Genomic DNA, 25,988 nt, shown 5'->3' on the forward strand with positions numbered 1-25,988 from the left:
AGGAGGACATTGCTTGGTGGGTAGTTTGACTGGGGTGGTCGCCTCCAAAAGCGTAACGGAGGCTTCTAAAGGTGCCCTCAGGACGATCGGTAACCGTCCGCAGAGTGTAATGGCATAAGGGCGCTTGACTGGGAGACAGACAAGTCGAGCAGGTAGGAAACTAGAGCATAGTGATCCGGTGTTTCCGTATGGAAGGGACATCGCTCAAAGGATAAAAGGTACTCCGGGGATAACAGGCTGATCCCTCCCAAGAGCTCATATCGACGGAGTGGTTTGGCACCTCGATGTCGGCTCGTCACATCCTGGGGCTGGAGAAGGTCCCAAGGGTTGGGCTGTTCGCCCATTAAAGTGGCACGCGAGCTGGGTTCAGAACGTCGTGAGACAGTTCGGTCTCTATCTATCGTGGGCGTATGAAATTTGCGTGGCTCTGACACTAGTACGAGAGGACCGTGTTGGACCGACCTCTGGTTTACCGGTTGTGCCGCCAGGCGCATCGCCGGGTATCTAAGTCGGGATCGGATAAGCGCTGAAAGCATCTAAGTGCGAAGCCGGCCACAAGATTAGATTTCTCAGGGTCGTTGAAGACGACAACGTTGATAGGATGCAGGTGTAAAGCTGGAGACAGCAAAGCCGAGCATTACTAATTGCCCGAAGGCTTTCCTTATCCGCGCAGGGCGGATGGAAAAAGCATCAAAGGATGATATATACGTTCAGCCGAGTGCTGGGATTGCTTGCTTGTGAGTCATGATGAAATAAGGATATTAAGGTGACTATGGCGCGAAGGTTCCACCTCTTCCCATTCCGAACAGAGAAGTTAAGCTTCGCCACGCCGATGGTACTGCGTACAAGTGGGAGAGTAGGTAGTCGCCGTTTTACAGAGAGCCTCGAGATAGCAATATCTCGGGGCTTTTTTTTTGCCCGTAAGGGAACGGGGAATAATACTTTTAAATAAATTGGCATCTGCTTTGGGGAGTGTCGAATCAGAAAATCTGTATTTCTGTTTGTCCCAGCGAGTGGTTTTCGTATCTTTGAAAAATAGAATCAAAGCGAATATTCTTTTTAATTCATCAGATGAATATGAAAACACACACCTTTCATTTTTTGAGAGCCATTTGCCTCGGGGGATTGTTGAATGCGTCCGCTTTCTGTGTACAAGCTGAGAATACAGTGTATGTTCCTACGCCGGAGAATTTGCAGGCGCGAAAAGAGTTTCAAGATAATAAGTTCGGCATCTTTCTGCATTGGGGAATTTACAGCATGTTCGGGCAAGGAGAATGGTACATGAATAACGATAATATCGACTGTCATGAATATGCGAAGGTGGCCTCTGGCTTTTATCCTTCCCGATTTGATGCGCATGAGTGGATCGCGGCTATCAAGGCTTCTGGTGCCCGGTATATCTGCATTACTTCCCGTCATCATGACGGCTTTTCCATGTTTCATACAAAATATTCGGATTACAACGTGGTGGATGCAACACCTTTCAAACGGGATGTTATTAAGGAATTGGCTGAAGAGTGCCAGAAGCAAGGCATCAAGTTGCATCTATATTATTCCCATCTGGATTGGACACGCGAGGACTACTATCCTTTGGGAAGAACGGGACATGGAACAGGTCGTACTGCGCACGGGGAATGGGCTACTTATTATGAGTTCATGAATCATCAGTTGACGGAGTTACTGACCAATTATGGTCCGATTGGAGCAATTTGGTTTGACGGAATGTGGGATCAGCCTGACGGATTCGACTGGAAGCTGGATGAACAGTACGCATTGATTCATAAATTACAGCCGGCCTGCCTGATTGGCAACAATCATCATAAGTCACCTTATCCCGGAGAGGACTTCCAGATGTTCGAGCGAGACTTGCCCGGTGAGAATAAAGCGGGCTTCTCCGGTGAGTCTGTGGTAGGGCGGTTGCCTTTGGAAACTTGTGAAACAATGAATGGCATGTGGGGATATCAGATAAAAGACCAGAATTACAAGTCGGTTACGGAATTGGTCCGTCTGCTGGTCCGTGCGGCCGGAAAAGGGGCCAATTTGCTGATGAATATTGGTCCACAGCCTAATGGAGAACTTCCGGCGGTGGCCGTTGAACGGCTGAGAGGGATCGGAAAGTGGATGTCGGAAAACGGGGAAACCATCTATGGTACTACAGCAGGAAACGTGATGACCTCCTCATGGGGAACAACAACCCGGAAGGGAAACATGCTTTACGTGCATCTGCTGACGGATGAAATGCCCCAGTTTGTGACGTTGCCTCTGACGGAAAAAGTTCTTTCTTCGGTTCTATTTCATACTGGAGAGAAGGTGAAATGGGAAAAAATTCAAGGAGGTATTGTGTTACACACTGAAAATTTGGAGCCTTCTGTGGATTGTATTGTCGCGTTGAAATTAAAGGAATGATTATATTTGCAATAAAAAATAGAATGCCATGGTGATAAAAACAATTTTAGATACTGATTTATATAAGTTTACGACTTCATACGCCTATATCAAGCTCTTCCCGTACGCTATGGGAACCTTTACGTTCAAGGATAGAGACGACACGGAATATACGGAAGGTTTTCTGGAGGCGTTGAAGAATGAAATCCATAATCTGGAAATGGTGAAACTGGCACCGGAGGAACTGGAATATATGACTTCTCATTGTCGTTTCCTTCCGGGAGTGTATTGGGAATGGCTATCGTCTTTCCGTTTCGACCCCAATAAGATAGAAGTCTGGCTGGATGAGCAGCATCATCTGCAAATGTCCGTTACGGACTATTTATATAAGGTAACATTGTATGAAGTCCCCCTATTGGCTATCGTATCGGAGATTAAAAATCAGTTCCTGAACCGTATGCCGGACAAACAGGTTATTCTGGACAAGCTGGCGGGAAAGGTGGAACTGTCGAACGCCCATCAGATGCCTTTCTCTGAATTTGGTACACGGCGCCGTTTCTCATTTGACGTGCAGAAACTGGTGGTGGAGTACTTAAAGAAACATGCCCGTTATTGTACGGGAACTTCCAATTGTTACCTGGCCATGAAATACGGGATGCTGCCTATGGGAACGCATCCGCATGAATGGTTCATGTTTCATGGGGCACAGTTCGGTTACAAGCATGCCAATTACATGGCCCTGGAAAATTGGGTGAATGTGTACGATGGAGATTTGGGAACGGCCCTGTCGGATACCTATACTTCCGATTCGTTTTTGAGTAACTTCAGCCGGAAGCAGGCGAAGCTGTTTGACGGTGTGCGCTGCGACTCCGGCAACGAATATGAGTTTATTGACCGTCTGATTGCCCGCTACAAGGAACTGGGGATTGACCCGACTACGAAAACCATTATTTTCAGTAATGCGCTCGACTTTGAAAAAGCGCTGAAGATATTCCAGTATTGCCAAGGTAAAATACGCTGTTCGTTCGGCATTGGTACCAATTTGACGAATGATACAGGTTATCAGCCTTCTAATATTGTCATGAAGCTGTCACGCTGCAAGATGACCATGAACCAAGAATGGCGTGAGTGCGTAAAGTTGTCGGACGATATGGGCAAGCACATGGGAAGCATGACCGAAGTAGAAGCCTGTCTACACGAATTGCGTTTGCTTTCTGAATGATAGATTTACACCCTATCGCATGTGTTTGTGTGAATTTGTTGTTTAAATATTGAAAAAACTTTCTTTTTATTTTCTCATTTCAAAATATTGTATACCTTTGCAGCAACAAAAAAGAAACGAGTAAAAAGATTCTGACAATGAACACTATGTTTTTACATATTTTGCTATGCGGTCTGATTAATCTGCTGGAAAGCCCGGTGGGAAGTGAGTCGCGTGCATATTGATGTAAAAATAAAATCATATAAAGCCTTTCTCACTTCCTTGTGCGAAAGGCTTTTTTTTAGGATTATAGGAAATAAAAAAGATACTATTATGAGTGACAGATTATTTATTTTTGATACTACGCTCCGCGACGGGGAGCAGGTACCGGGATGCCAGTTGAATACGGTTGAGAAGATTCAGGTTGCCAAACAGCTGGAAGCTTTGGGAGTAGATGTAATCGAGGCCGGATTTCCAATTTCAAGTCCGGGAGATTTCAATTCGGTAATTGAAATTTCCAAAGCCGTGACCTGGCCGACCATTTGTGCGTTGACACGTGCCGTACAGAAAGACATCGACGTGGCTGCCGAGGCGTTGCAGTATGCCAAACACAAACGTATTCATACGGGTATTGGTACCTCTGATTCGCATATCAAATATAAATTCAATTCTACTCGTGAAGAAATCATCGAACGGGCTGTCAGTGCGGTGAAATATGCGAAACGTTATGTAGAAGACGTGGAGTTTTATGCCGAAGATGCCGGACGTACGGAGAATGAATACCTCGCACGTGTGGTAGAAGCCGTTATCAAAGCAGGAGCTACAGTGGTAAACATTCCGGATACGACTGGTTATTGCTTGCCGGATGAATACGGCGCAAAAATCAAGTACCTGATGGAGCATGTGGACGGAATAGACAAAGCCATTATTTCTACCCACTGCCACAATGACCTGGGAATGGCTACGGCCAATACCATCAGTGGAGTGCTGAACGGAGCCCGCCAGGTGGAAGTGACCATCAACGGTATCGGAGAACGTGCCGGTAACACCTCGCTGGAGGAAGTAGCCATGATTCTTCGCTGTCACCACGACATCCATATCGATACGAACATCAACACGCAGAAAATCTATCCTACCAGCCGCATGGTTTCCAGTTTGATGAACATGCCGGTGCAGCCCAATAAAGCCATTGTGGGACGTAATGCATTTGCCCATTCTTCCGGTATCCATCAGGATGGAGTGCTGAAGAATGCACAGACCTACGAAATCATCGACCCGAAAGATGTGGGTATCGATGACAATGCGATTGTATTGACGGCACGTAGCGGACGTGCGGCTTTGAAACATCGTCTGCATGTGTTGGGCGTAGAAATGACGCAGGAGAAATTGGACAAGGTGTATGAGGATTTCCTGAAACTGGCAGACAAGAAGAAAGATATTACGGATGACGATATTCTGGTATTGGCTGGAGCCGACCGCAATGTGAACCATCACATCAAACTGGAATACTTGCAGGTGACCAGTGGAGTAGGAGTCCGTTCCGTGGCCAGTCTGGGATTGAATATCAGTGGCGAACATTTTGAGGCAGCCGCTACGGGTAACGGACCGGTGGATGCAGCCATCAAGGCCGTGAAACAGATTATCAAGCGTCAGATGACCTTGAAGGAATTTACTATTCAGGCCATCAGTAAAGGTAGTGATGATGTCGGTAAGGTACATATGCAGGTGGAATACGACGGCCAGATGTACTATGGTTTCGGAGCCAACACTGACATTATTGCCGCTTCGGTAGAGGCATACATCGATTGTATCAATAAATTCAGAAAATAATTAAACGAGATATTTTTATGGCTAATACGTTATTTGACAAGATATGGGATGCACATGTGGTGCAGAAGGTGGAAGACGGACCTACCCAATTGTATATAGACCGTCTGTATTGTCACGAAGTGACCAGTCCGCAGGCTTTTGCCGGTATGCGTGCCCGTGGATTGAAATGTTTCCGTCCGGAACGTATCTATTGTATGCCGGACCACAATACGCCGACGCACGACCAGGACAAACCGATTGAAGATCCGGTTTCAAAGGCACAGGTGGATGCGCTGGCCAAGAATGCAGCCGATTTCGGGTTGACGCATTTCGGAATGATGGACAAGAAGAACGGTATTATCCATGTGGTAGGTCCGGAACGTGGACTGACCCTTCCGGGCATGACCATTGTATGTGGTGACTCACATACTTCTACTCACGGTGCAATGGGAGCGGTTGCTTTCGGAATCGGTACCAGTGAGGTGGAAATGGTGATGGCTTCGCAGTGCATCCTTCAGGCTCGTCCGAAAACCATGCGTATCACGATTGACGGCAAGTTGGGAAAAGGTGTGACAGCCAAGGATGTAGCCTTGTATATGATGTCGAAGATGACGACCAGTGGTGCCACAGGTTACTTTGTGGAATATGCCGGTGAAGCTATCCGCAGCTTGACTATGGAAGGACGTCTCACCCTGTGCAACTTGTCTATCGAGATGGGTGCCCGCGGAGGAATGATTGCGCCGGACGAAGTGACCTTTGAATACATTAAAGGTCGTGAATATGCGCCGAAAGGAGCGGAATGGGACAAGGCATTGGCTTATTGGAAGACGTTGAAGAGCGATGACGATGCCGTGTTCGACAAGGAGGTTCGTTTTGATGCGGCAGATATCCAGCCGATGATTACTTATGGTACCAATCCGGGAATGGGTATGGCCATTACGGCTCATATCCCCACTACAGAAGGTATGAGTGACGTGGAAAAGGGTTCGTTTGAAAAATCCTTGCATTACATGGGTTTCCAGCCGGGTGAAAGTCTGTTGGGCAAGAAAGTGGATTATGTGTTCTTGGGAGCTTGTACTAACGGACGTATTGAGGACTTCCGGGCCTTCGCTTCTATCGTGAAAGGACGTAAGAAAGCTGACCATATTACGGCGTGGCTGGTGCCGGGCTCGTGGATGGTGGATGAACAGATTCGGCAGGAAGGACTGGATAAAGTTCTGGAAGAAGCGGGTTTTGAAATCCGTCAGCCGGGATGCAGTGCCTGTCTGGCCATGAACGACGACAAGATTCCGGCAGGAAAGTATTCCGTGTCTACCAGTAACCGTAACTTTGAAGGACGTCAGGGACCAGGTTCCCGTACGTTGCTGGCCAGTCCGTTGACAGCGGCAGCCGCTGCCGTAACCGGTGTGATAACAGATCCGAGAACGTTAATGTAAAAAATGAGTGTCATGAAACAGAAATTCAATATCATAACAAGTACTTGTATTCCTTTGCCTTTGGAAAATGTGGATACGGACCAGATTATTCCGGCACGTTTTCTGAAAGCGACGACCCGTGATGAAAAGTTTTTTGGTGACAATTTGTTCCGCGACTGGCGTTATAATCCGGATGGTTCGTTGAACAAGGATTTTGTGTTGAACAATCCGAAGTACAGTGGACAGATTCTGGTGGCCGGAAAGAATTTCGGTAGTGGCTCCAGCCGTGAACATGCGGCATGGGCGATTGCCGGATATGGTTTCAGAGTGGTGGTGTCCAGCTTTTTTGCCGACATTCACAAGAACAATGAATTGAACAACTTCGTGCTTCCGGTGGTGGTAAGTGAGAGATTCTTGAAAGAATTGTTTGACTCGATTTATGCCGATCCGAAAACAGAAGTAGAAGTAAATCTGCCGGAGCAGACTATTACCAATAAAGCGACCGGTAAGTCTGAAAAGTTTGAAATCAATGCCTATAAGAAACATTGTTTGATGAACGGGCTGGATGACATTGACTTTTTGGTAGAAAACAAAGATAAGATAGAAGCCTTTGAAAAGGCACGTAACTAACCGGCGGAAGACAAGAATATGAATAATCATCCGAGAATAGAAATAATGGACACTACGTTGCGCGACGGTGAACAGACCAGTGGCGTTTCGTTTGTGCCTCATGAGAAACTGATGATAGCCCGTCTGCTGCTGGAAGACCTGAAAGTAGACCGGATAGAGGTGGCTTCTGCCCGTGTGTCGGATGGTGAGTTCAACGCGGTAAAAATGATTTGTGACTGGGCGGCACGCCGTGGCCTGTTGCAGCGGGTGGAGGTACTGGGATTTGTGGATGGAACCGTTTCTGTGGACTGGATTCATCGTGCAGGATGCCGGGTCATCAATCTGTTGGCAAAAGGTTCGGAAAAGCATTGCCGTTATCAGTTGAAAAAGACGCTTTCGGAGCATCTGGCTGATATCCACCAGGTGGTGGATTATGCTTTGGCGAATGATATGGATGTCAATTTGTATCTGGAAGACTGGAGTAACGGAATCAAGGACTCTCCTGAGTATGTGTTTGGGCTGATGGACGATTTGAAGGACAGTGGCATCAAGCGCTTTATGTTGCCGGATACACTGGGAATTCTCAATCCGTTGCAGGTGATTGAATACATGCGCAAGATGAAAAAACGGTATCCCGACCTGCATTTTGATTTTCATGCCCATAATGATTATGATTTGGCAGTGAGCAACGTGCTGGCAGCTGTGTTGAGTGGGGTAAAAGGATTGCATACCACCATCAACGGATTGGGCGAACGGGCTGGTAATGCTCCGTTGGCCAGTGTGCAGGCCATCTTGAAAGATCATTTTCATGCGATTACCCACATTGACGAGAGCCGGCTGAACGATGTGAGCCGCGTGGTAGAGTCTTATTCCGGTGTGACGATTCCGGCCAACAAACCGATTGTGGGTGAAAGTGTCTTTACACAGGTGGCAGGCGTACATGCCGATGGAGACAATAAGAACAAGTTGTACTTCAACGATTTGCTCCCGGAGCGCTTCGGGCGTGTACGGGAATATGCCTTGGGAAAGAATTCCGGAAAAGCCAATATCCGCAAGAACCTGGAAAGCATGGGGCTTGAACTGGATGAAGAATCGATGAAGAAGGTGACCAACCGCATCATTGAGTTGGGCGACCGCAAGGAACAGGTTACTCCGGAAGATTTGCCGTATATCATCAGTGACGTGCTCAAGCACGACGGGATACAGAACAAGGTGAAATTGCTCAGCTATTTTGTCACTTTGGCTCAAGGGCTGAAACCGATGGCTACGCTGAGCATTGAAATTGATGGAAAGACTTATCAGGAAAGCTCTTCCGGCGACGGACAGTATGACGCTTTCGTGCGTGCGTTGCGTAAGATTTATAAAAATACGCTGGGCCGCAAGTTTCCGATGCTGGTGAATTATGCGGTTACCATTCCGCTGGGCGGACGGACCGATGCTTTTGTGCAGACCGTGATTACATGGAATTACGAGGATAAGGAGTTCCGTACCCGTGGATTTGATGCCGACCAGACGGAAGCAGCCATCAAGGCTACGATTAAAATGTTGAACTTGATAGAAGATTTAAATTAAACGTATCTGATTATGGATTTTAAAATAGCAGTATTAGCCGGTGACGGAATCGGACCGGAAATCTCTGTACAGGGAGTAGATGTAATGACGGCCGTTTGTGAAAAATTCGGTCACAAAGTAACTTATGAATATGCACTTTGCGGAGCTCACGCCATTGATGAAGTGGGTGATCCGTTCCCGGAAGAAACTTACCAGATTTGCAAGAATGCTGATGCGGTTTTGTTCTCTGCAGTAGGTGACCCGAAATTCGACAATGACCCTACGGCGAAAGTACGTCCGGAACAAGGGTTGTTGGCCATGCGTAAGAAGCTGGGACTGTTTGCGAACATCCGTCCGGTACAGACTTTCAAATGCTTGGTTCACAAATCTCCGTTGAAGGCGGAATTGGTGGATGGGGCTGATTTCCTCTGCATCCGTGAACTGACAGGCGGTATGTACTTTGGCGAAAAATATCAGGACAACGACAAGGCATACGATACCAATATGTACACTCGTCCGGAGATTGAACGTATTTTGAAGGTTGGTTTTGAATATGCCATGAAACGTCGGAAGCACCTGACGGTAGTAGATAAGGCCAATGTGTTGGCTTCTTCCCGTTTGTGGCGTCAGATTGCCCAAGAGATGGCTCCTCAGTATCCGGAAGTGACGACCGATTATATGTTCGTAGACAATGCCGCCATGAAGATGATTCAGGAACCGAAGTTCTTTGATGTCATGGTGACGGAAAATACATTCGGAGATATCCTGACCGATGAGGGCTCTGTCATCAGCGGTTCAATGGGTTTGCTTCCTTCTGCTTCTACTGGTGAGAGTACTCCGGTATTCGAACCGATTCATGGTTCCTGGCCACAGGCAAAGGGCTTGAACATCGCCAACCCGTTGGCACAGATTCTGTCGGTTGCCATGTTGTTTGAATATTTCGACTGCAAGGAAGAAGGAGCGCTTATTCGTCGGGCAGTAGATGCTTCATTGGATGCCAACGTGCGTACACCGGAAATTCAAGTGGAAGGTGGAGCCAAATACGGTACGAAAGAAGTGGGTGCCTGGATTGTAGATTACATCAAGAAGGCTTGATTGGATTGAGCTGAAAAAGAAATAGAAAGAGGGATTTTCCGTGTGGAAGCTCCCTCTTTTTGTTTTAGAATTTTTTGACCCGGATGTGGCAATAGGGTTCCCCGCCGGTCTTGTCATAATAATGTTGGTGATATTCTTCTGCGGGCCAGAAGGTGGTGGCAGGGGTAAGCCGGGTGTGTACCTCATAGCCTTTATCTTTCAAAATCTGAATGACTTTTTCGGCCTGCCGCTTTTGTTCTTCGTCCAGATAGAAGATTTCACTGCGGTATTGCGGGCCGATATCTGGGCCTTGTCCGTCGGTTTGTGCCGGATCATGTATCTCAAAAAACAGTTTACACAAATCGGTATAAGTGGTTTTTGTGGCATCGTATTCCACAAGCACCGCTTCCGCATGTCCGGTAGTATGGGCTTTTACTTCCGGGTAAGTGGGGTTTTCCTTGTGTCCTCCTGTATATCCTACGGTAGTACGTATCACTCCTGTAGCACGTTCCATCTGGTGCTGGACACCCCAGAAGCATCCACAGGCAAAAATCGCTTTTTCGGTTTTCATAATTTTCTTGCTTTTATGTATAAATGATTGTTCAAACTTACAAAAAATCTCTGGAATAACCTCGAAAAACGGGTGAAATGACACTAAACGACTTAATATCAGAGTTGTTACGGTGTCAAATGATGACAAGCCGAAAAAGCGGAAAACGCAAAGAAAAGCGGATTTAAGAAGAAGAATGGTTTGCAAATCATTACCCGTGAAAGAGTAAGATTTAACATATGGGAGATGCTATTGCACCGTTTGTCACCGATTTGCATATCAAGGTCTAACTCGTTGATATTTAACTTTGCAAACAAAAAAAAAACGAGTATGGCAAGAAGTACATTCAAAGTGCTGTTCTACGTGAACGGCAGCAAGGAGAAAGACGGTATTGTCCCCATCATGGGACGAGTGACAATCAACGGTACTGTGGCACAGTTCAGCTGCAAGCAGACCATCCCGAAAACCCTTTGGGATGCGAAAGGCAACCGAGCCAAAGGCAAGAGTGCCGAAGCACGGAACGTCAATCTGGCATTGGACAACATCAAGGCGCAAATCATCAAGCACTATCAGCGCATATCCGACCGAGAGGCATACGTAACGGCTGAAATGGTGCGCAATGCCTACCAAGGGGTAGGAAGCGAGTATGAGACACTGATAAAGGCTTTTGACAAGGATTGCGCCAACTTCCTGAAACGTGTCGGTAAAGACCGCAGCATCGGCACGTACAAGGTCATGGTAAGGGCAAGGAACTATGTCGCAGCCTTTATCAAGTCATTCTACAGACGGACGGACATGTCCATGCTGGAACTTACACCCGACTTCATCAAGGAGTTTGCGGCTTATCTTACGGCTGAACGGGGACTGAAAAACGCCACCATCTGGCTGAACTGCATGTGGCTGAAAGGGGTGGTCATGCGTGCGCACTATAACGGACTGATACCGAGAAATCCGTTTGCGCAGTTCCATATCAGCCCGAATGTTAAGGAACGGGAGTATCTGACAGAGGACGAAATCAAAAGAATCATGGCGCACGAGTTTGACAACCCCACCCTCGCATTGGTGCGGGATCTGTTTATTTTCGCCTGTTTCACCGCCTTGTCTTTCGTGGATATGAAAGAACTCACAACGGATGAAATAGTGGAGGTGAATGGTGAGAAATGGATATTGTCGAAACGGCACAAGACAAATGTCCCGTTCCAAGTGAAGCTGCTGGATATTCCCTTGCAGATAATCGAACGGTACAAGTATCTGTCGGAAGACAAGCTGGTTTTCGGGAAAATCAACTATTGGACGATGTGCAAACAGCTGAAAAAGGTAATGGCGGAATGCGGAATAGAGAAGCAAATCTCCTACCATTGCGCTCGTCATACGTTTGGAACACTGGCTCTTAGCAAGGGGATGCCCATTGAAAGCGTGAGCCGTGTTCTGGGACACACGAACATTGTCACGACTCAAATCTATGCGAAGATAACCACGCAGAAACTTGACAATGACCTGACGATGTTCGGCAACAAGCTGAACGCATCGTTCGGAAGTGTAACCCCATAACCAAGCATAGCCATGAAACGAAGCATCATAACAACAGACGGTAACGGCAACATCATCATGCCGACCGACATTAGCGCAACCGCCATGAGCGAATGGGAACTTTGCGACCTGTTCGGAGTAACCGCCCCGACATTCCGTGCAGGGCTGAAGGCTCTTTGCAAGAGCGGAGTTTTAAGGGAATACGGGATAAGGCGAAGCATACGGGTATCCGATAATTGCTGTATGGAGGTTTACAACCTTGAAGCGATAGTTACCCTCGCTTTCCATATCGGCACATTCGGAGCGGAACGGGTACGCAATGCCGTTCTTGAAATACTGTACCTGCGAAAAGAGAAAACAAGCATCTTCTTCTCGCTGAATACCAACGGTATATCCAAATCCGAATACTTCTCGTAGCTGAATGCCTGACATAATTCACTCGGTAAGTCAGTAATTCATTAAGTCAGTACGACAGACGCTCTGATTTTTTCTCCCGAAAAGCGTAATCCGACATTCGCTTTTCGGGAGTTTTCCGTTTGCACAACCCGTTTCCTGTCCCAAACCATTGAAAGTTTTTGTTTCGGGGGCTATTTGTCACCATTCTGCCGTGTTTTGCATAACAACCTATCCGATAATTGATTATATTTTTGCAGCTGGTAATTTTCAAACTTAAAACCATTTGATTATGTCAGCTATCGAACAACAGGACAGCCACAGACCGCCATCGGATGGCGGCATGGCAAAGGAAGAGTTTATCCGAGTGGGGACAACGCTCTATAAGATTGTGGAGCAGCCCAAACTGAACGGAGGGTATATAAGGAAACGCATCGCATGGAACAACGAGACCCTGCGACAGGATTACGGCAAGGATTACATCGGCAGAGTTCCCAAGTATGACGGCTTCTGCACAGTACCCGAACACATCGGCTACCGTTCCGTGGTCGGCAAGTTCCTTAACCTCTACGAACCGATAGACCACCGACCGCAGGAGGGCGATTTATCGCATATCCAATCTTTGGTACGGCACATCTTCGGGGAACAGTACGAGTTGGGGATGGACTATCTGCAACTGCTCTACCTGCAACCAATTCAGAAGTTGCCTATCCTGCTGTTGGTGTCGGAAGAACGCAACACGGGCAAAAGCACCTTCCTGAACTTTCTGAAAGCCCTTTTTCAGAACAATGTGACTTTCAACACCAACGAGGATTTCCGCAGCCAGTTCAATTCCGACTGGGCTGGCAAGCTCCTTATCGTGGTGGATGAGGTGCTGCTCAACCGCAGGGAGGATAGCGAGCGGTTGAAGAACCTCAGCACCACACTTTCCTATAAGGTGGAAGCCAAAGGCAAAGACCGTGATGAGATTGCGTTCTTCGCCAAATTCGTGCTGTGTTCCAACAACGAGCATCTGCCCGTAATCATAGACGCAGGGGAAACACGCTATTGGGTGCGCAAGATAGACCGCTTGCAGTCCGATGATACCGACTTCCTGCAAAAGCTGAAAGCGGAGATACCCGCCTTTCTCCATTTCCTGCAACACAGAAAACTGTCCACCGAAAAGGAAAGCCGGATGTGGTTCAACCCCACATTGCTGCATACAGAAGCCTTGCAGAAGATTATCCGTAGCAACCGCAATCGGCTGGAGATAGAGATGTCGGAACTGCTGCTTGACATTATGGTTGCAATGGATGTGGATAGCGTTTCATTCTGCCTTAACGACCTTGTCGTACTGCTGGTGCACTCGCAGGTAAAGGCGGAAAAGCACCAAGTGCGTAAGGTGGTGCAGGAGTGCTGGAAACTGACACCTGCACCAAACGGGCTTACCTACACCACCTATCAGGGCAATTACAACAGAAGTTGTCACTATGAGCCGATAAAGAGGGTGGGACGCTTCTACACCGTCACAAGGAAGCAACTCGAATCCCTGTAATACTATCATTTTTCTGTTGAATTGTTGAATATGGGTATAAATACACTGACAATAAACGATATACATTCTCAACAAAATCTCAACAAGCCAAAAGAGAAGTTGAGAGACCACCGACACCCGTTTGTGGATTTCTCTTTTGGCGAGCGGTTTGTTGAGAAGATGTTGAGAGGTTACGAGGCTGTATATAAACATATTACATTGACAATTCATCAAATCAACAAATTTTCATCAACTTCAAAACCGTATGTAATATGACAATCCAAGATGTAAAGCAAATCAAACTGGCGGACTATCTGCAAAGTCTGGGCTATACGCCTGTAAAGCAACAAGGCAGGAATCTGTGGTACAAATCACCGTTACGGGAAGAAACGGACGCATCGTTCAAGGTAAACACCGAGCTTGAAAAATGGTATGACTTCGGCATCGGCAAAGGCGGAAACATCCTCGCATTGGCAGCGGAACTCTACCGTTCGGAAGATGTAGCCTATCTGTTGAGACGCATAGAGGAGCGGACAGCATACATCCGCCCTGCATCGTTCTCTTTTGGCAGACAGCATTCCGACAATCGTACTTATCAGGGATTAAAGGTTGGAGAATTGTCCTCCCCTGCTCTTATAGCCTATCTGCAAGAAAGGGGAATAAACATCGGACTTGCCAAAAGAGAATGCAGGGAGCTTCGGTTTATGAATGCCGACAAACCCTATTTTGCCATCGGCTTTCCGAACATGGCAGGAGGATATGAAGTGCGCAACAGATACTTCAAGGGATGTGTCGCCCCGAAAGATATCACCCATATCCGACAGCAGGGCGGACAACGATGTATGTGTTACCTGTTCGAGGGGTTCATGGATTACCTTTCATTCCTTACCATCCGAGTAGAAAACAATCCGCAACACCCGCGATTGGACACACAGGACTATATCATATTGAACTCCGTTTCCAATCTTGCAAAAGCGGAAAGCATATTGGAGACCTACACCCAAGTCGGCTGTTTCCTTGACAACGACACGGCAGGACGGAACACTTGCAAGAAGCTGAAAGAGAAGTTTGGGGAACGGCTGCTTGACAAGTCAATGTACTATCGTGAGTATAAGGACTTGAACGACTACCTGTGCGGTAAGCCCTTGTCCCAATCGGCAGAGCCGATAAAGGAGAAGAAGCAAGTCCAATCCGCAAGGCGGATGATGCAGCCACCGAAAAAGAAAGGGGGATTTCATCTGTAATGTGCTCGTCTGCTTTCCGAAAGGTATTTAGACAGAAATACCATAGCTCAATAGGGCGTTTTCTTCACGCATTACTCCGTAACGCTAAAAACGCCCTATCGAGCCAAAGGGAAATCCCTTTGGAAACCCTGTGCAAACGAGAGCAGAAGCCAAACTCGTTTGGATTATGCCGAGTGCAGCAAGGGTTCATTTGCATAATAAACCCTGTGAGCCGATGCCACAGGCAGAGAGAAGAAACATAACGATAACCGCAAAATAGAAATAAAATGGGATATTTTTCATTGGACATTAAGAAAGCAAAGGGTACATCGGACACCACGCAGTCCGACCATATAGAGAGAAAGATAATACCTAAAAACGCAGACCCGACAAGGACACATCTGAACAGGGTGCTTGTCGAATACCCCGATGGCGTTCACGGCAGGGATGAAGCGATTGCCCACAGACTGAACACGGCAGGCATCAGACGGAAAATCACACACGACCAAGTCCGTGTCGTTCGGGTGGTTTTGTCGGGTACGCACGAGGACATGATGAACATACAGGAAAAAGGAGAACTCGATGAATGGTGCAACGACAGCATCCAATGGCTGCAAGCCACATTCGGCAAAGACAATGTGGTTGCCGCACATCTGCACATGGACGAGAAGACTCCGCACATCCACGCAGCCGTTGTTCCCATCGTGACGGGTGAAAGGCGCAAAGCCAAGAAAGAGCAAACGGACGGTAAGCGCAAGTACCGCAAGAAAACAAATTCCGTCCGCTTGTGTGCCGATGACCTGTTCAACCGCCAGACCTTGGTCGCCTACCACGACAATTACGCAAGGGTGATGGCGAAATACGGATTGCAGCGTGGGGTACGGGGTTCGGAAGCACGGCACACCACCACCATGCAGTATTATAGGGACTTGAAAAAGAAGAATGAAGTCCTCGAAACTGAAACCAGACTGTTGCAGGAGAAGAAAGCCGAGGCGCAGGAGGAACTGAAGCAGGTGAAAGCGGAAATCCGTACCGACAAGCTCAAAAACGCAGCCACCGATACGGCAACCGCCCTTGCAAGCAGTGTGGGCTCTCTTTTCGGAAGTGGAAAGATGAAATCGTTGGAGCGCAGGAACGAGGATTTGCAAGACCGCATCCTTGAACTTGAAAACGAAGCCCGACAACGGGAACGGCAACAAGCCAAGCAGATACAGGAGATAAGAAACGCTTACGAGCAACAGCACCGCAAGCTGTCGGAGTTTGCGGATTTTGTCAGACGCTACTTTCCATATGTGGAGAAGCTGATGCCTATAATAAACTTCCTGCGTGACCGATTGAAGTTCAATGACGGAATAATCAGAAGACTATGCGAGTTCAAGGAGGTCGGGATAAAAGGCGAACTCTATTCTTCCGAATTTAACCGAAGTTTTGATACCCGACACTCCGTCTGCTCTATCAAACAGGATGAAAACGGTAAATTCGATTTCAAGATAGACGGGGTTTCTCACGTGAACTGGTTCAGAAAGAAGATGAATGAGTTTAGAGAAGCCATCGGAATACCGAAGCCAAGACAGAATAGAAGTATGAAACTGTAAATCAAAAAAATCCGTGATAGTAGAATGGTATATCACGGATTTTTCATACTTTTGTATTGGATTGAGGCTACTCTTTCCAAAACATATTAGAATTAAGAAGAAGCGTTATGCTTATCTTGTACTTGAAAACGTAGGAAATTTTCAATTAGATGCAAGGATAGCATAGTGGTTCTCACGCATATAGCGTGGGCTACTATTGTTACATCTGCATCTATGGTTTCCTACGACCTTCAAGTAAGAGTGTGGCTTTGTAGTTCACGCTTTTTCGTAGGTTGGACTAAAATGTTTATTAAATATAATACAAGTATTCACCTGTAAGAAGTTACTAATGACAAAAAAGAAATTGCCCGTTCGTTTTACGGGTCAGCACTTTACTATTGATAAAGTGCTAATAAAAGATGCAATAAGACAAGCAAATATAAGTAATCAGGATACGGTTTTAGATATTGGGGCAGGCAAGGGGTTTCTTACTGTTCATTTATTAAAAATCGCCAACAATGTTGTTGCTATTGAAAACGACACAGCTTTGGTTGAACATTTACGAAAATTATTTTCTGATGCCCGAAATGTTCAAGTTGTCGGTTGTGATTTTAGGAATTTTGCAGTTCCGAAATTTCCTTTCAAAGTGGTGTCAAATATTCCTTATGGCATTACTTCCGATATTTTCAAAATCCTGATGTTTGAGAGTCTTGGAAATTTTCTGGGAGGTTCCATTGTCCTTCAATTAGAACCTACACAAAAGTTATTTTCGAGGAAGCTTTACAATCCATATACCGTTTTCTATCATACTTTTTTTGATTTGAAACTTGTCTATGAGGTAGGTCCTGAAAGTTTCTTGCCACCGCCAACTGTCAAATCAGCCCTGTTAAACATTAAAAGAAAACACTTATTTTTTGATTTTAAGTTTAAAGCCAAATACTTAGCATTTATTTCCTGTCTGTTAGAGAAACCTGATTTATCTGTAAAAACAGCTTTAAAGTCGATTTTCAGGAAAAGTCAGGTCAGGTCAATTTCGGAAAAATTCGGTTTAAACCTTAATGCTCAAATTGTTTGTTTGTCTCCAAGTCAATGGTTAAACTGTTTTTTGGAAATGCTGGAAGTTGTCCCTGAAAAATTTCATCCTTCGTAGTTCAAAGTCGGGTGGTTGTCAAGATGATTTTTTTGGTTTGGTGTCGTCTTTTTTTAAGCTGCCGCATAACGGTTTGCAGCTATACGCAGGCAGGGATTTTTACCACTAAGCTACCTACGATGAACTGAACTTTAAATTTACCACTTTCCTGTCTTACGAAGCACGAACCCCCTGCTTGCGTATAGGTGATGTTATGCGGTCGGCTTTCATTTTCTCTTCTTTCTCGTTAATTTGTAGTGCAAAGTTACTAAATTTGCAGTCAAGCAATTTCAATTTTTGAATTATGTATTTCAGCAGACCTTGGACTTCTATCTAAGTGATAGGCAGTCCTGAATAAATTCCAATCAATCTTTTAGGGCAAGACAATCAGTCTATGCTTTGTGTGTGCTGTCATTTTTTTTGATGGCATTGCTTTGTCGTAGTTGCTCTGTCGGGTAATACTGTCTATTCACTTCTCTGTGATTTGAATTCAATTCAAATTATGAAGAAGTTGATTGTATCATTCGCATTTGTTTTAATTGCTTTGACATCGTATGCTCAAAGTAGTTCCGAACACCTTACCTTTAAGGGAATTCCCATTGAGGGAAGTATGACTGAATTTTGTCAGAAGTTAAAAGCTAAAGGATTCACTTCTATTGGCAGTGAAAACAATCTTGCATTGTTTATGGGAGACTTTACAGGTCGTAATGCAACTATAGGTGTAACAGCTACAGATGATGGGAAAAGTGTATTTGCCGTAGCTGTGTTGTTTGACCCAAGTGGTGAATGGAATACGCTTGTTAATACTTATAACTATTATAAAGATTTATACACCCGAAAATATGGCAATCCGACTATTTCAAAAGAGAAGAACCCTGCCCATTTGGATTCCAATACAGCTTTAATGGCAGAAGTTCATCAAGGAACTGTTGTTTGGGGTAGTGCTTGGGAGGTAACAGGAGGAAACATTGAATTATCGATAGAAAAGACTTCTGGTTTTTATGAGGGTATGGTAATGATTCGTTATCGTGATTCTCAAAATGTAGAAACTAAAATTCAAAAAGATTTAGAGGATATTTAGTATCCTATGTATGCGACTTATTCAAAATGTGTCTGGTACATGAATCCGTTAATTGTCAAATAATAACATAACAGAATTATGAAAAAGCTTTTCGTATTATTCGCTTTAATGGTTATAGCTTCTACATCATATGCTCAAGTCTATAAAATGTATAAGACTCGGAACTATCATAATCAACTTCGCTTAAATACAATGACAGGCGAAGTACAACAAATTCAAGATGATGGTCAGTCTTGGGAAATTTGTAGTGCGAGAGAAATTTTAGGAGATAAAGAAGGACGATTTCGCCTTTATGAAACACAGAATATGTGGACATTCATAATGCTTGATACATATACAGGTAAGAATTGGCAAGTCCAGTTTAGTGTCAAGGGTGAGGATTACATGTTTGCTGCACCAATCAACATATTTTCTCTTGCATATCCTGAGAAGTCGTCAAATTGGACTAATAGATTTCAGATGTTTGCCACTGAAAACATGTGGACATTTATATTGTTGGACTCATATAATGGACGACTATGGCAAGTTCAATATAGTACACAAGATTTAGACAACCTATTTTGTATTCCTATAAATAAATACGAATTAGTAGAAAATAACGAAAGGTGTATATTCTCTATTCAGCCACTGACAAGTATGTATCAATACTATCTTATAAACGATAATACAGGTGATATGTGGAAATTTCAGTGGAGTACTAAGGGTGATGATTATAGATGGATTGAAAGATTCAGATAAATATTACTTCCAATATGCAGCCATTGTTCATTTGGGTAATTTGTATAATTGCTATTTCGGTTATTGTAATAGCGATGGTACGAACACGCCTAAAAAACAAATCCAAAGAGCTTGCAGAAAAGCTAAACCATATATCTGCATATAGCGAGAAATCAAATTATGAGCAAGCAAAAGAGAGATTATCGGCTCTTAAGGAGGGGGCGTTTATAGATATTCCCTCAGACTTAAATAATGGCTTTTATGGCAGGGTAATCTCCGCAACGCAAGAAAAAGATTTCATCAATCATTATAAGGTGCATTTCCAAGAGGCATATTCACTTCTGAAGAAACTTGAAGCCTTTAACATCACTCCATCAGAAACCATATCCAAATTCATTAACGACTTTGGAAGAATCAACAAACTTGTAAAACAACACAATGATGGTGTTATAACCTTTCTACTTGACACGCACAGGGACTTTTTTGACCATTGCCTAAAATACCCATTAGACAAGCAACAAAGACGCTCAATTGTTTCAGAAGAGGATAATTGTTTAGTAGTCAGCAGTGCAGGTAGTGGTAAAACCTCTTCAATTGTCGGTAAGGTTAAATATCTCACCGAAATCAAGGGTATAGCACCTGAAAGAATTTTACTTATCAGTTATACCAACAAAGCAGCAGCCGAACTAACCGAAAGAATGGCGACCAATGGATTGAAAGGCTACACATTCCATAAGTTAGCCATTGATATTATAGGCAAAACGACAGGTACAAAACCATCTATTTGCGACAATACAGATTCATTGTTTGTAGATATATATCACAAATTGTTAGATAAATCGTCTTTCAAGAAAAGTATAGTGGAATACTTTATTGATTACCAAACGAATGAAGCTGATTGGGAACAACGCAAGAATGAAAGACGGGAGCAATTATCAGGACTAAAGAATGTGCAGCTAAAGGCGATGTTTCCCGATATGGACGGCAGAGCCATATATGTGAGAAGTGAACAAGAACAAAAAATATGTTTTGCTTTGTCCTCGCTGGGAGTGAAATTCAGATATGAAGAACCATACGAACATCAATTAGCAGATGAGATGCACTCACAATATCGTCCCGACTTCTCAATATATTTTAAGCAAGGAGGAGTAACCAAACGCATCTATCTTGAACATTTCGGAGTTGATGAACACGGGCTTGTTCCTGCTTGGTTCGCAAAAGATAAGGGTATAACCTACGAAGAAGCCAATCAGAAATACAATGATGGTATAACTTGGAAGAAAACTGCTCACGAGAAATTTGGCACACAACTTTTAGTAACATCAAGTGCAGATTTTCATTATTCTGATATTAGGGATAAACTCCGTAAACTATTAACTGAAGCAGGTGTACCAATTCAAGAAAAGACCGATGAGGAGTTATACGATTTAGTACTACCCAAAGGCAGCAAGCAGGAAAAGGCGTTTATACGACTTGTTGTTACTTTCGTTACATTGGTAAAATCAAGTTGTAAATCAGTTAAAGAGGTTTTGAAACAAGCCAAAAATGCAGATGATGAACGAAGTGTGTTTATCATCAAGAATATATTTCAACCTGTATATGAACGCTACATAAATGCGTTAAGCGATAGTAACCAAATTGATTTTACCGATGCTATTCTTCAAGCCACTGAGATATGTCGTACTTCACACCCTGTTGAATATGATTATATCATAGTGGATGAGTTTCAAGATATTTCTGTTGACCGTTACAACTTCTTGAAAGTATTGCGAGAGGGTAATCCTCCTGCAAAGTTGTATTGTGTGGGTGATGATTGGCAGTCTATTTATCGTTTTTCGGGAAGTGATATGGCTCTATTCAATCAATTCCCCGAATATTTTGGAACAACGGAGATAAACAAGATTGAAACGACATACAGATTTGGAGAGCCTTTGGTTTCTTTATCGTCGAACTTTATACAACGCAATAAAGCCCAAATACAAAAGAATATCCATTCGTTCAGCTCAGAAATGAGAACCGAGTTGGAATTCTATGCTTATGATAGACGAGATTACTGCAATACGATAGGGCAACTTGTAGCTTCTATTCCATCGGATAAATCAATATTCCTATTGGGGCGTTACTCTTTTGATGATTACTACCTCTCTTTTATGTACCAATCAATTAAAGAGGGTAATAGATTCTACTATGTGATAGGAGGACGAAAAATAGAGTTTTTAACCGTACATAAGTCAAAAGGTCTTGAAGCGAATTATGTAATACTCTTACAATGCAATAAAGATACATACGGTTTCCCATCACAGGTGAGTGACGACCCTGTGCTTAACTATGTGCTCACTAAGAGCGACCAATTCCCATACGGAGAAGAAAGAAGATTATTCTATGTTGCAATAACAAGGGCTAAGATAAAAACGCTTGTATTATACGATAAGCGTTTCCCGTCTGTATTTGTGGATGAATTCTTGCACCCCGAAAAGGTGTCAGAAGAAAGCTATGTAAAGCACCCTAACGCCAATAAAAGATGGACAAGAAGTGCAGACCAATTTTTATTGAAACTGCACAATGAAGGTAAAAGTGTCAAATATATTGCAAACAAAATGGGTAGAAGTCAAACTTCGATTGTAATGCGATTAAACAAACTAAAAAAATAGTCGAACTTTTTCTTTGATGTACCTTGTGTGCATCGGACTATTCTATTATTTTTGTACACAGAAACGAGTTACTTGAAAGCAATTCAAGGTAGAACGCAGCAGATTGTACCGTTGCCAAGTCATTACCTCAAAAACGGGTAATTATCCCAAAGTCCTTTGTATAAGGTACTAACAGAAGTTTTCCAGAATTACGGAAAAATATTGTAATGTCTTCGTGTTCGATTTATAAATACTACCTTCGCATCAATTCAAAGAAATAAGGAATGAAATATTTAGTCTTGATTTTGTGTAGTATATTCTCTTCTGTGTGTGTCTTGCAGGCACAGTCGTATAATGAAATCGTTGAGCAGGCTATGGAGTGTGTGAAGAAGGACAGTCTGGTACAGGCCGAACAGCTTTTTCGGAAAGCATTGAAACTTGAACCGAACAATGCACGGAATGCTTTGCTTTTTTCCAATTTGGGAACTGTACAGAAACGCTTGGGAAAGACGGATGAGGCTATTGAATCGTACTCACTGGCGTTGAACATCATTCCGTATTCTACAGCTATGCTGTTGAACCGGGCAGCTCTTTATCTGGAAAAGGATTTGCTTCAGAAAGCATATCTGGATTATTGCAACGTGATTGATCTTGTGCCGAAGAATCAGGAAGCTCGTCTGTTTCGGGCCTATATCTATATGCAACGGCGTGAATACAAGGAAGCGCGAGTAGACTATAATGTGGTGCTGGAACAGGATGTGAAGAATAAAACGGCCCGTATCGGCCTGGCCATGCTGGACGAGAAGGAAGGACGCTTTCAGTCGGCCATGGATGCCATGAACCGCCTGGTGTCTGATTATCCGCAGGATGTCTCGGTGTGGAAGATGCGTGCGAATATGGAATGGGAGCACGGACAATTGGATGCGGCTTTATATGACTTGGATGAGGTGCTGAAATTAGATGCTCGGGATGCAGCCTCGTATGTAATGAAAGGAGACATTTACTTGGAGCTGAAAAGAAAGTCGGAGGCTCGTGACGCTTACGAAAAAGCCATAACTTTGGGGGTATCACGTGCGGAATTGCTGGAAAAATTAAAACAGTGCAAATGACTTTCTAAAAATATGTTCGTTTTTGTTTGTACTTTTTAAAAAGATTTTGCTATCTTTGCATAAAATCGTGTAACAATGCAAATTCGTTCGGTCATAAAATTAGGAGTTATACTTTCCGTGGTACTGTTTTGTATCGGGATTGCCTTCTATGGTTTTGCTCGTTTGAGTATGGCCGACAAGGAACACCAGATTGATGTTTTCGATTTTGTACCTCAGAATTGTGCAGGAGTTCTTGAGACTGATAATATCGATAATTTTATGCACGCCTTTTCGCAGGTGGCCTATTCCTCTCAGTTGGACACGCTGCATCGTTCCGGCTTGATTAATGATCTCTTGTCTGATTTGAACGAGTATTCTTCTGTGGCTGCACACGGCCTTTCATATCAGATGCATTATGTGGTGATGAGTTTCCATCGTCCTCATACGGCCATGGATGTGGTAGCTTATTTCCGTACGGGGAAAGAAGGGAAACATCAGTTGATTGAGGCGGTACAAAGTCGGTATGGGGTAGGTTTTGCACCGAAGAAGGAAGTTTATCGTGGAAAGAAAATAGAAATATATCCTCTTAGTTCTACAAAGTATCTGTCAGTTTATACGACCGACGGATTGGTGGTGGTGAGCTATCAGAAGAAGCTGATTGAAGAGGTGATTGATGCGGTGAAGGATAATAAATCACTTCACGATGATTCCGTATTTGCTTCCATACATCATCCACAACCTGCCAACTTCATTACCATTTATGGGCGTACGGCATCCATTCCATTTTTAGGAAAGGAGGCTTGCCACAGCTGGAGTGAGTATGATATTCACTTGAACAGCGAGGTGTTTTATTTGAGCGGGCAGATGTATGAGTCGGCAGACTGCCAGCAGCGTACCATCGAGGCGGTGCGTGCGATTCCTACGGTTTGCGAACCGGACAGTTTGCTTATTGTGTCAGGACATAATAAGGTGGATTCGTGTGTGGCACAGATAGCGGCGTCGCCTTCCCATTCTTTGTTTGATGAATGTGTATCCAATTTGTCACGGGATGCTTCTTATATTATGGTGACAGATATGGAAAAGGTGATGGAGTCCCCTGAAAAATATGCTTCTTATCTTCCGCCGTTTATGCTTCGGCATGCCGATTTGTTCCGTTCCTTTATCTTGTCTGTACAGCTTACGGAAGTGGACAATCGGTTGTCACACATCTTTGTCTTTACCTACAAAGACTAAACCTTCTTTTTTATCTGAGTTTGTTTCTTTCAAAATGAGGACCTGCCTTGAAATGAAAATACAGCAGGGAAACTACGGTCAATGAGGCACCAAACAGGTAGGCTATTTTGAACGTGGCTATTTCTGCGATGTATCCTCCAGTCAACATTCCGATTCCTAAACCGACGTCCCATGAGGTCAGATAGGTGCTGGTAGCGGTTCCTCGCTGGTTGTTGGGGGCAAGATTTACAAACAAGGTATTGTAAGCCGGGAACATGGTACCGAACCCGATACCCAGCAGCAATGAAATCAGAAAGAAAATGATTGTTGTTATTCTCAGACTCCATTCTACGAGCCATCCACAGGCTGTCAAAGCAAAATAGCAGGCACTGACCAGATATAATCCTGCGGCGATGACTTGGGTTACCAATCCTTTGTCTACTAGTCTTCCACTAAATAACCGGCTGACAGCCATTCCTACCGCCATGAGGGTGAAAAAGAATCCCGTTTCTGCAGTAATGCCAATTTCTTGTGCGTACATGGCTACGTAGTTGGTAGTCATTCCATAGGGAATGGAGAGCAGCAGCAGACTGAGACCGGCAGGAAGTCCTTTGAGTAAGATAAAACGGTCGAGTGAAATGGGGGCACGTTTAACGGGAGCTTTGTAGGGAGTGCGTACGATACAGGCAGCAATGAAGCCTAAGACGCACGAGCCGAGTGCATACGAAAAGATAGTGGTGTAGGAAGCCCCTCCACTATGCAGAAACAAACCGAACATCGGCCCTATGGACATGGCGATGTTGTTGGTCAGTCCGTAGTAACCCAGTCCTTCTCCCCGTCGGGAAGAAGGCATGATGTCGATGACCAAGGTGTTGCCGCCTACGGTCACCATTCCAAAAGAAAAGCCGTGAACGACACGGAAAATGATAAACAAGGTCAATACGGTGGCAGTCATGTATCCGGCAAAAATAAGCGTAAAGATGAAGTAGGCCAGCAGGTATAAAGGCTTGCGGGCAAACGTGTCCAGAAAATAACCGGAAAACGGACGGATGCACAAGGAAGAAACCGTATAGCAGGAAAGGACGATTCCGATGGTAGTGTGTGATGTATGGAATACTTCCGACAGATAGAACGGAAGTATCGGTGTCAGTAGCCAGAATCCGAAATAGAGCAGAAAATTAGCAGCCAGAATGGCGCAGAAACTTGGTGTGACCAGTTTATCTTTTGGCATATTCGGAGGAGAGTAATTATTGAGGTGTATATAGATAAACACGGATTACACAGGATGAAGTCTGGGAAATTCC

At 44.5% G+C, this 25,988-nt stretch carries 20 protein-coding genes, 1 rRNA gene and 1 other annotated feature (1 of these 22 cut by a window edge); of the genes, 19 read left to right on the forward strand and 2 right to left on the reverse strand.

Annotated features, from left to right (window positions below; all coding sequences use genetic code 11):
- Positions 1–664, forward strand: a sequence feature (mutual gap in cmsearch alignment for this rRNA model is longer than 100) (it extends 766 nt beyond the left edge of the window).
- Between the two features lie 98 nt (positions 665–762).
- The 8 genes from rrf to leuB all read left to right on the forward strand — a co-directional run bounded on the left by rrf (position 763) and on the right by leuB (position 10,065).
- A 5S ribosomal RNA gene (gene rrf, locus BQ7480_RS03835) occupies positions 763–873 on the forward strand.
- A gap of 204 nt (positions 874–1,077) precedes the next feature.
- Positions 1,078–2,406 (forward strand): alpha-L-fucosidase, encoded by a 1,329-nt coding sequence (locus BQ7480_RS03840; protein ID WP_072543886.1) that lies wholly within the window; start codon positions 1,078–1,080, stop codon positions 2,404–2,406.
- Between the two features lie 28 nt (positions 2,407–2,434).
- Positions 2,435–3,607, forward strand: coding sequence for a nicotinate phosphoribosyltransferase (gene pncB / locus BQ7480_RS03845; RefSeq protein ID WP_022354345.1), 1,173 nt, complete (start codon positions 2,435–2,437; stop codon positions 3,605–3,607).
- Between the two features lie 312 nt (positions 3,608–3,919).
- Positions 3,920–5,416, forward strand: a complete 1,497-nt coding sequence (locus tag BQ7480_RS03850; protein WP_022354344.1) for a 2-isopropylmalate synthase — start codon at positions 3,920–3,922, stop codon at positions 5,414–5,416.
- A 17-nt stretch (positions 5,417–5,433) separates the two neighbouring features.
- Positions 5,434–6,831, forward strand: a complete 1,398-nt coding sequence (leuC, locus tag BQ7480_RS03855; RefSeq protein WP_072541793.1) for a 3-isopropylmalate dehydratase large subunit — start codon at positions 5,434–5,436, stop codon at positions 6,829–6,831.
- Positions 6,832–6,843: 12 nt separating this feature from the next.
- A complete protein-coding gene (gene leuD, locus BQ7480_RS03860) occupies positions 6,844–7,440 on the forward strand; it encodes a 3-isopropylmalate dehydratase small subunit (protein ID WP_072543887.1) in 597 nt (198 codons plus the stop codon).
- A gap of 18 nt (positions 7,441–7,458) precedes the next feature.
- Positions 7,459–8,991: an alpha-isopropylmalate synthase regulatory domain-containing protein gene (locus BQ7480_RS03865; RefSeq protein ID WP_072541794.1), complete on the forward strand. Its 1,533-nt coding sequence runs from the start codon at positions 7,459–7,461 to the stop codon at positions 8,989–8,991.
- 12 nt (positions 8,992–9,003) lie between these two features.
- Positions 9,004–10,065 carry a 3-isopropylmalate dehydrogenase gene (leuB, locus tag BQ7480_RS03870; protein ID WP_072541795.1) on the forward strand — a complete coding sequence of 354 codons (1,062 nt, stop codon included), beginning with the start codon at positions 9,004–9,006 and terminating at the stop codon, positions 10,063–10,065.
- Positions 10,066–10,129: 64 nt separating this feature from the next.
- Here the strand turns inward: leuB and msrA are convergent, their stop codons facing one another.
- A complete protein-coding gene (gene msrA / locus BQ7480_RS03875; RefSeq protein ID WP_072541796.1) occupies positions 10,130–10,615 on the reverse strand; it encodes a peptide-methionine (S)-S-oxide reductase MsrA in 486 nt (161 codons plus the stop codon).
- Between the two features lie 309 nt (positions 10,616–10,924).
- Here msrA and BQ7480_RS03880 point away from each other — a divergent pair, with 309 nt between their 5' ends.
- The 11 genes from BQ7480_RS03880 to BQ7480_RS03940 all read left to right on the forward strand — a co-directional run bounded on the left by BQ7480_RS03880 (position 10,925) and on the right by BQ7480_RS03940 (position 24,705).
- Positions 10,925–12,145 (forward strand): site-specific integrase, encoded by a 1,221-nt coding sequence (locus BQ7480_RS03880; RefSeq protein WP_007855984.1) that lies wholly within the window; start codon positions 10,925–10,927, stop codon positions 12,143–12,145.
- Between the two features lie 12 nt (positions 12,146–12,157).
- Positions 12,158–12,541 (forward strand): hypothetical protein, encoded by a 384-nt coding sequence (locus BQ7480_RS03885; protein WP_013617184.1) that lies wholly within the window; start codon positions 12,158–12,160, stop codon positions 12,539–12,541.
- A gap of 268 nt (positions 12,542–12,809) precedes the next feature.
- A complete protein-coding gene (locus BQ7480_RS03890; RefSeq protein ID WP_007855986.1) occupies positions 12,810–14,051 on the forward strand; it encodes a primase-helicase family protein in 1,242 nt (413 codons plus the stop codon).
- Positions 14,052–14,302: 251 nt separating this feature from the next.
- Positions 14,303–15,274, forward strand: a complete 972-nt coding sequence (locus tag BQ7480_RS03900; protein ID WP_007855988.1) for a toprim domain-containing protein — start codon at positions 14,303–14,305, stop codon at positions 15,272–15,274.
- 266 nt (positions 15,275–15,540) lie between these two features.
- Positions 15,541–16,848, forward strand: coding sequence for a MobV family relaxase (gene mobV, locus BQ7480_RS03905; protein ID WP_007855989.1), 1,308 nt, complete (start codon positions 15,541–15,543; stop codon positions 16,846–16,848).
- A gap of 328 nt (positions 16,849–17,176) precedes the next feature.
- A complete protein-coding gene (gene erm(F), locus BQ7480_RS03915) occupies positions 17,177–17,977 on the forward strand; it encodes a 23S rRNA (adenine(2058)-N(6))-methyltransferase Erm(F) (protein ID WP_002682030.1) in 801 nt (266 codons plus the stop codon).
- A gap of 481 nt (positions 17,978–18,458) precedes the next feature.
- Complete coding sequence (locus tag BQ7480_RS03920; protein ID WP_072541797.1) at positions 18,459–19,037, forward strand: hypothetical protein; 579 nt, start codon at positions 18,459–18,461, stop codon at positions 19,035–19,037.
- A 78-nt stretch (positions 19,038–19,115) separates the two neighbouring features.
- Positions 19,116–19,775 (forward strand): hypothetical protein, encoded by a 660-nt coding sequence (locus BQ7480_RS03925; protein ID WP_072541798.1) that lies wholly within the window; start codon positions 19,116–19,118, stop codon positions 19,773–19,775.
- Between the two features lie 14 nt (positions 19,776–19,789).
- Positions 19,790–22,405 (forward strand): UvrD-helicase domain-containing protein, encoded by a 2,616-nt coding sequence (locus BQ7480_RS03930; RefSeq protein ID WP_072541799.1) that lies wholly within the window; start codon positions 19,790–19,792, stop codon positions 22,403–22,405.
- Positions 22,406–22,668: 263 nt separating this feature from the next.
- Positions 22,669–23,493 carry a tetratricopeptide repeat protein gene (locus BQ7480_RS03935; RefSeq protein WP_072541800.1) on the forward strand — a complete coding sequence of 275 codons (825 nt, stop codon included), beginning with the start codon at positions 22,669–22,671 and terminating at the stop codon, positions 23,491–23,493.
- A gap of 75 nt (positions 23,494–23,568) precedes the next feature.
- On the forward strand, positions 23,569–24,705 hold the full coding sequence (locus tag BQ7480_RS03940; RefSeq protein ID WP_072541801.1) for a hypothetical protein: 1,137 nt from the start codon (positions 23,569–23,571) through the stop codon (positions 24,703–24,705).
- A 10-nt stretch (positions 24,706–24,715) separates the two neighbouring features.
- Here BQ7480_RS03940 and BQ7480_RS03945 read toward each other — a convergent pair whose 3' ends face one another.
- Positions 24,716–25,915: an MFS transporter gene (locus BQ7480_RS03945; protein WP_072541802.1), complete on the reverse strand. Its 1,200-nt coding sequence runs from the start codon at positions 25,913–25,915 to the stop codon at positions 24,716–24,718.
- Positions 25,916–25,988 lie beyond the last annotated feature (73 nt).

The sequence above is a fragment of the Bacteroides mediterraneensis genome, assembly GCF_900128455.1.
Lineage (GTDB): Bacteria > Bacteroidota > Bacteroidia > Bacteroidales > Bacteroidaceae > Phocaeicola > Phocaeicola mediterraneensis.

Bases quoted from the DNA above. Each gene is read 5' to 3' on its own strand.
- BQ7480_RS03865 (WP_072541794.1), top strand. From the start codon at position 7,459: ATGAATAATCATCCGAGAATAGAAATAATGGACACTACGTTGCGCGAC.
- mobV (WP_007855989.1), top strand. From the start codon at position 15,541: ATGGGATATTTTTCATTGGACATTAAGAAAGCAAAGGGTACATCGGAC.
- BQ7480_RS03840 (WP_072543886.1), top strand. From the start codon at position 1,078: ATGAAAACACACACCTTTCATTTTTTGAGAGCCATTTGCCTCGGGGGA.
- BQ7480_RS03940 (WP_072541801.1), top strand. From the start codon at position 23,569: ATGCAAATTCGTTCGGTCATAAAATTAGGAGTTATACTTTCCGTGGTA.
- leuD (WP_072543887.1), top strand. From the start codon at position 6,844: ATGAAACAGAAATTCAATATCATAACAAGTACTTGTATTCCTTTGCCT.
- BQ7480_RS03935 (WP_072541800.1), top strand. From the start codon at position 22,669: ATGAAATATTTAGTCTTGATTTTGTGTAGTATATTCTCTTCTGTGTGT.
- BQ7480_RS03880 (WP_007855984.1), top strand. From the start codon at position 10,925: ATGGCAAGAAGTACATTCAAAGTGCTGTTCTACGTGAACGGCAGCAAG.
- leuC (WP_072541793.1), top strand. From the start codon at position 5,434: ATGGCTAATACGTTATTTGACAAGATATGGGATGCACATGTGGTGCAG.
- leuB (WP_072541795.1), top strand. From the start codon at position 9,004: ATGGATTTTAAAATAGCAGTATTAGCCGGTGACGGAATCGGACCGGAA.
- BQ7480_RS03850 (WP_022354344.1), top strand. From the start codon at position 3,920: ATGAGTGACAGATTATTTATTTTTGATACTACGCTCCGCGACGGGGAG.
- msrA (WP_072541796.1), bottom strand. From the start codon at position 10,615: ATGAAAACCGAAAAAGCGATTTTTGCCTGTGGATGCTTCTGGGGTGTC.
- BQ7480_RS03930 (WP_072541799.1), top strand. From the start codon at position 19,790: ATGCAGCCATTGTTCATTTGGGTAATTTGTATAATTGCTATTTCGGTT.
- BQ7480_RS03925 (WP_072541798.1), top strand. From the start codon at position 19,116: ATGAAAAAGCTTTTCGTATTATTCGCTTTAATGGTTATAGCTTCTACA.
- BQ7480_RS03890 (WP_007855986.1), top strand. From the start codon at position 12,810: ATGTCAGCTATCGAACAACAGGACAGCCACAGACCGCCATCGGATGGC.
- BQ7480_RS03900 (WP_007855988.1), top strand. From the start codon at position 14,303: ATGACAATCCAAGATGTAAAGCAAATCAAACTGGCGGACTATCTGCAA.
- BQ7480_RS03920 (WP_072541797.1), top strand. From the start codon at position 18,459: ATGAAGAAGTTGATTGTATCATTCGCATTTGTTTTAATTGCTTTGACA.
- BQ7480_RS03945 (WP_072541802.1), bottom strand. From the start codon at position 25,915: ATGCCAAAAGATAAACTGGTCACACCAAGTTTCTGCGCCATTCTGGCT.
- BQ7480_RS03885 (WP_013617184.1), top strand. From the start codon at position 12,158: ATGAAACGAAGCATCATAACAACAGACGGTAACGGCAACATCATCATG.
- pncB (WP_022354345.1), top strand. From the start codon at position 2,435: ATGGTGATAAAAACAATTTTAGATACTGATTTATATAAGTTTACGACT.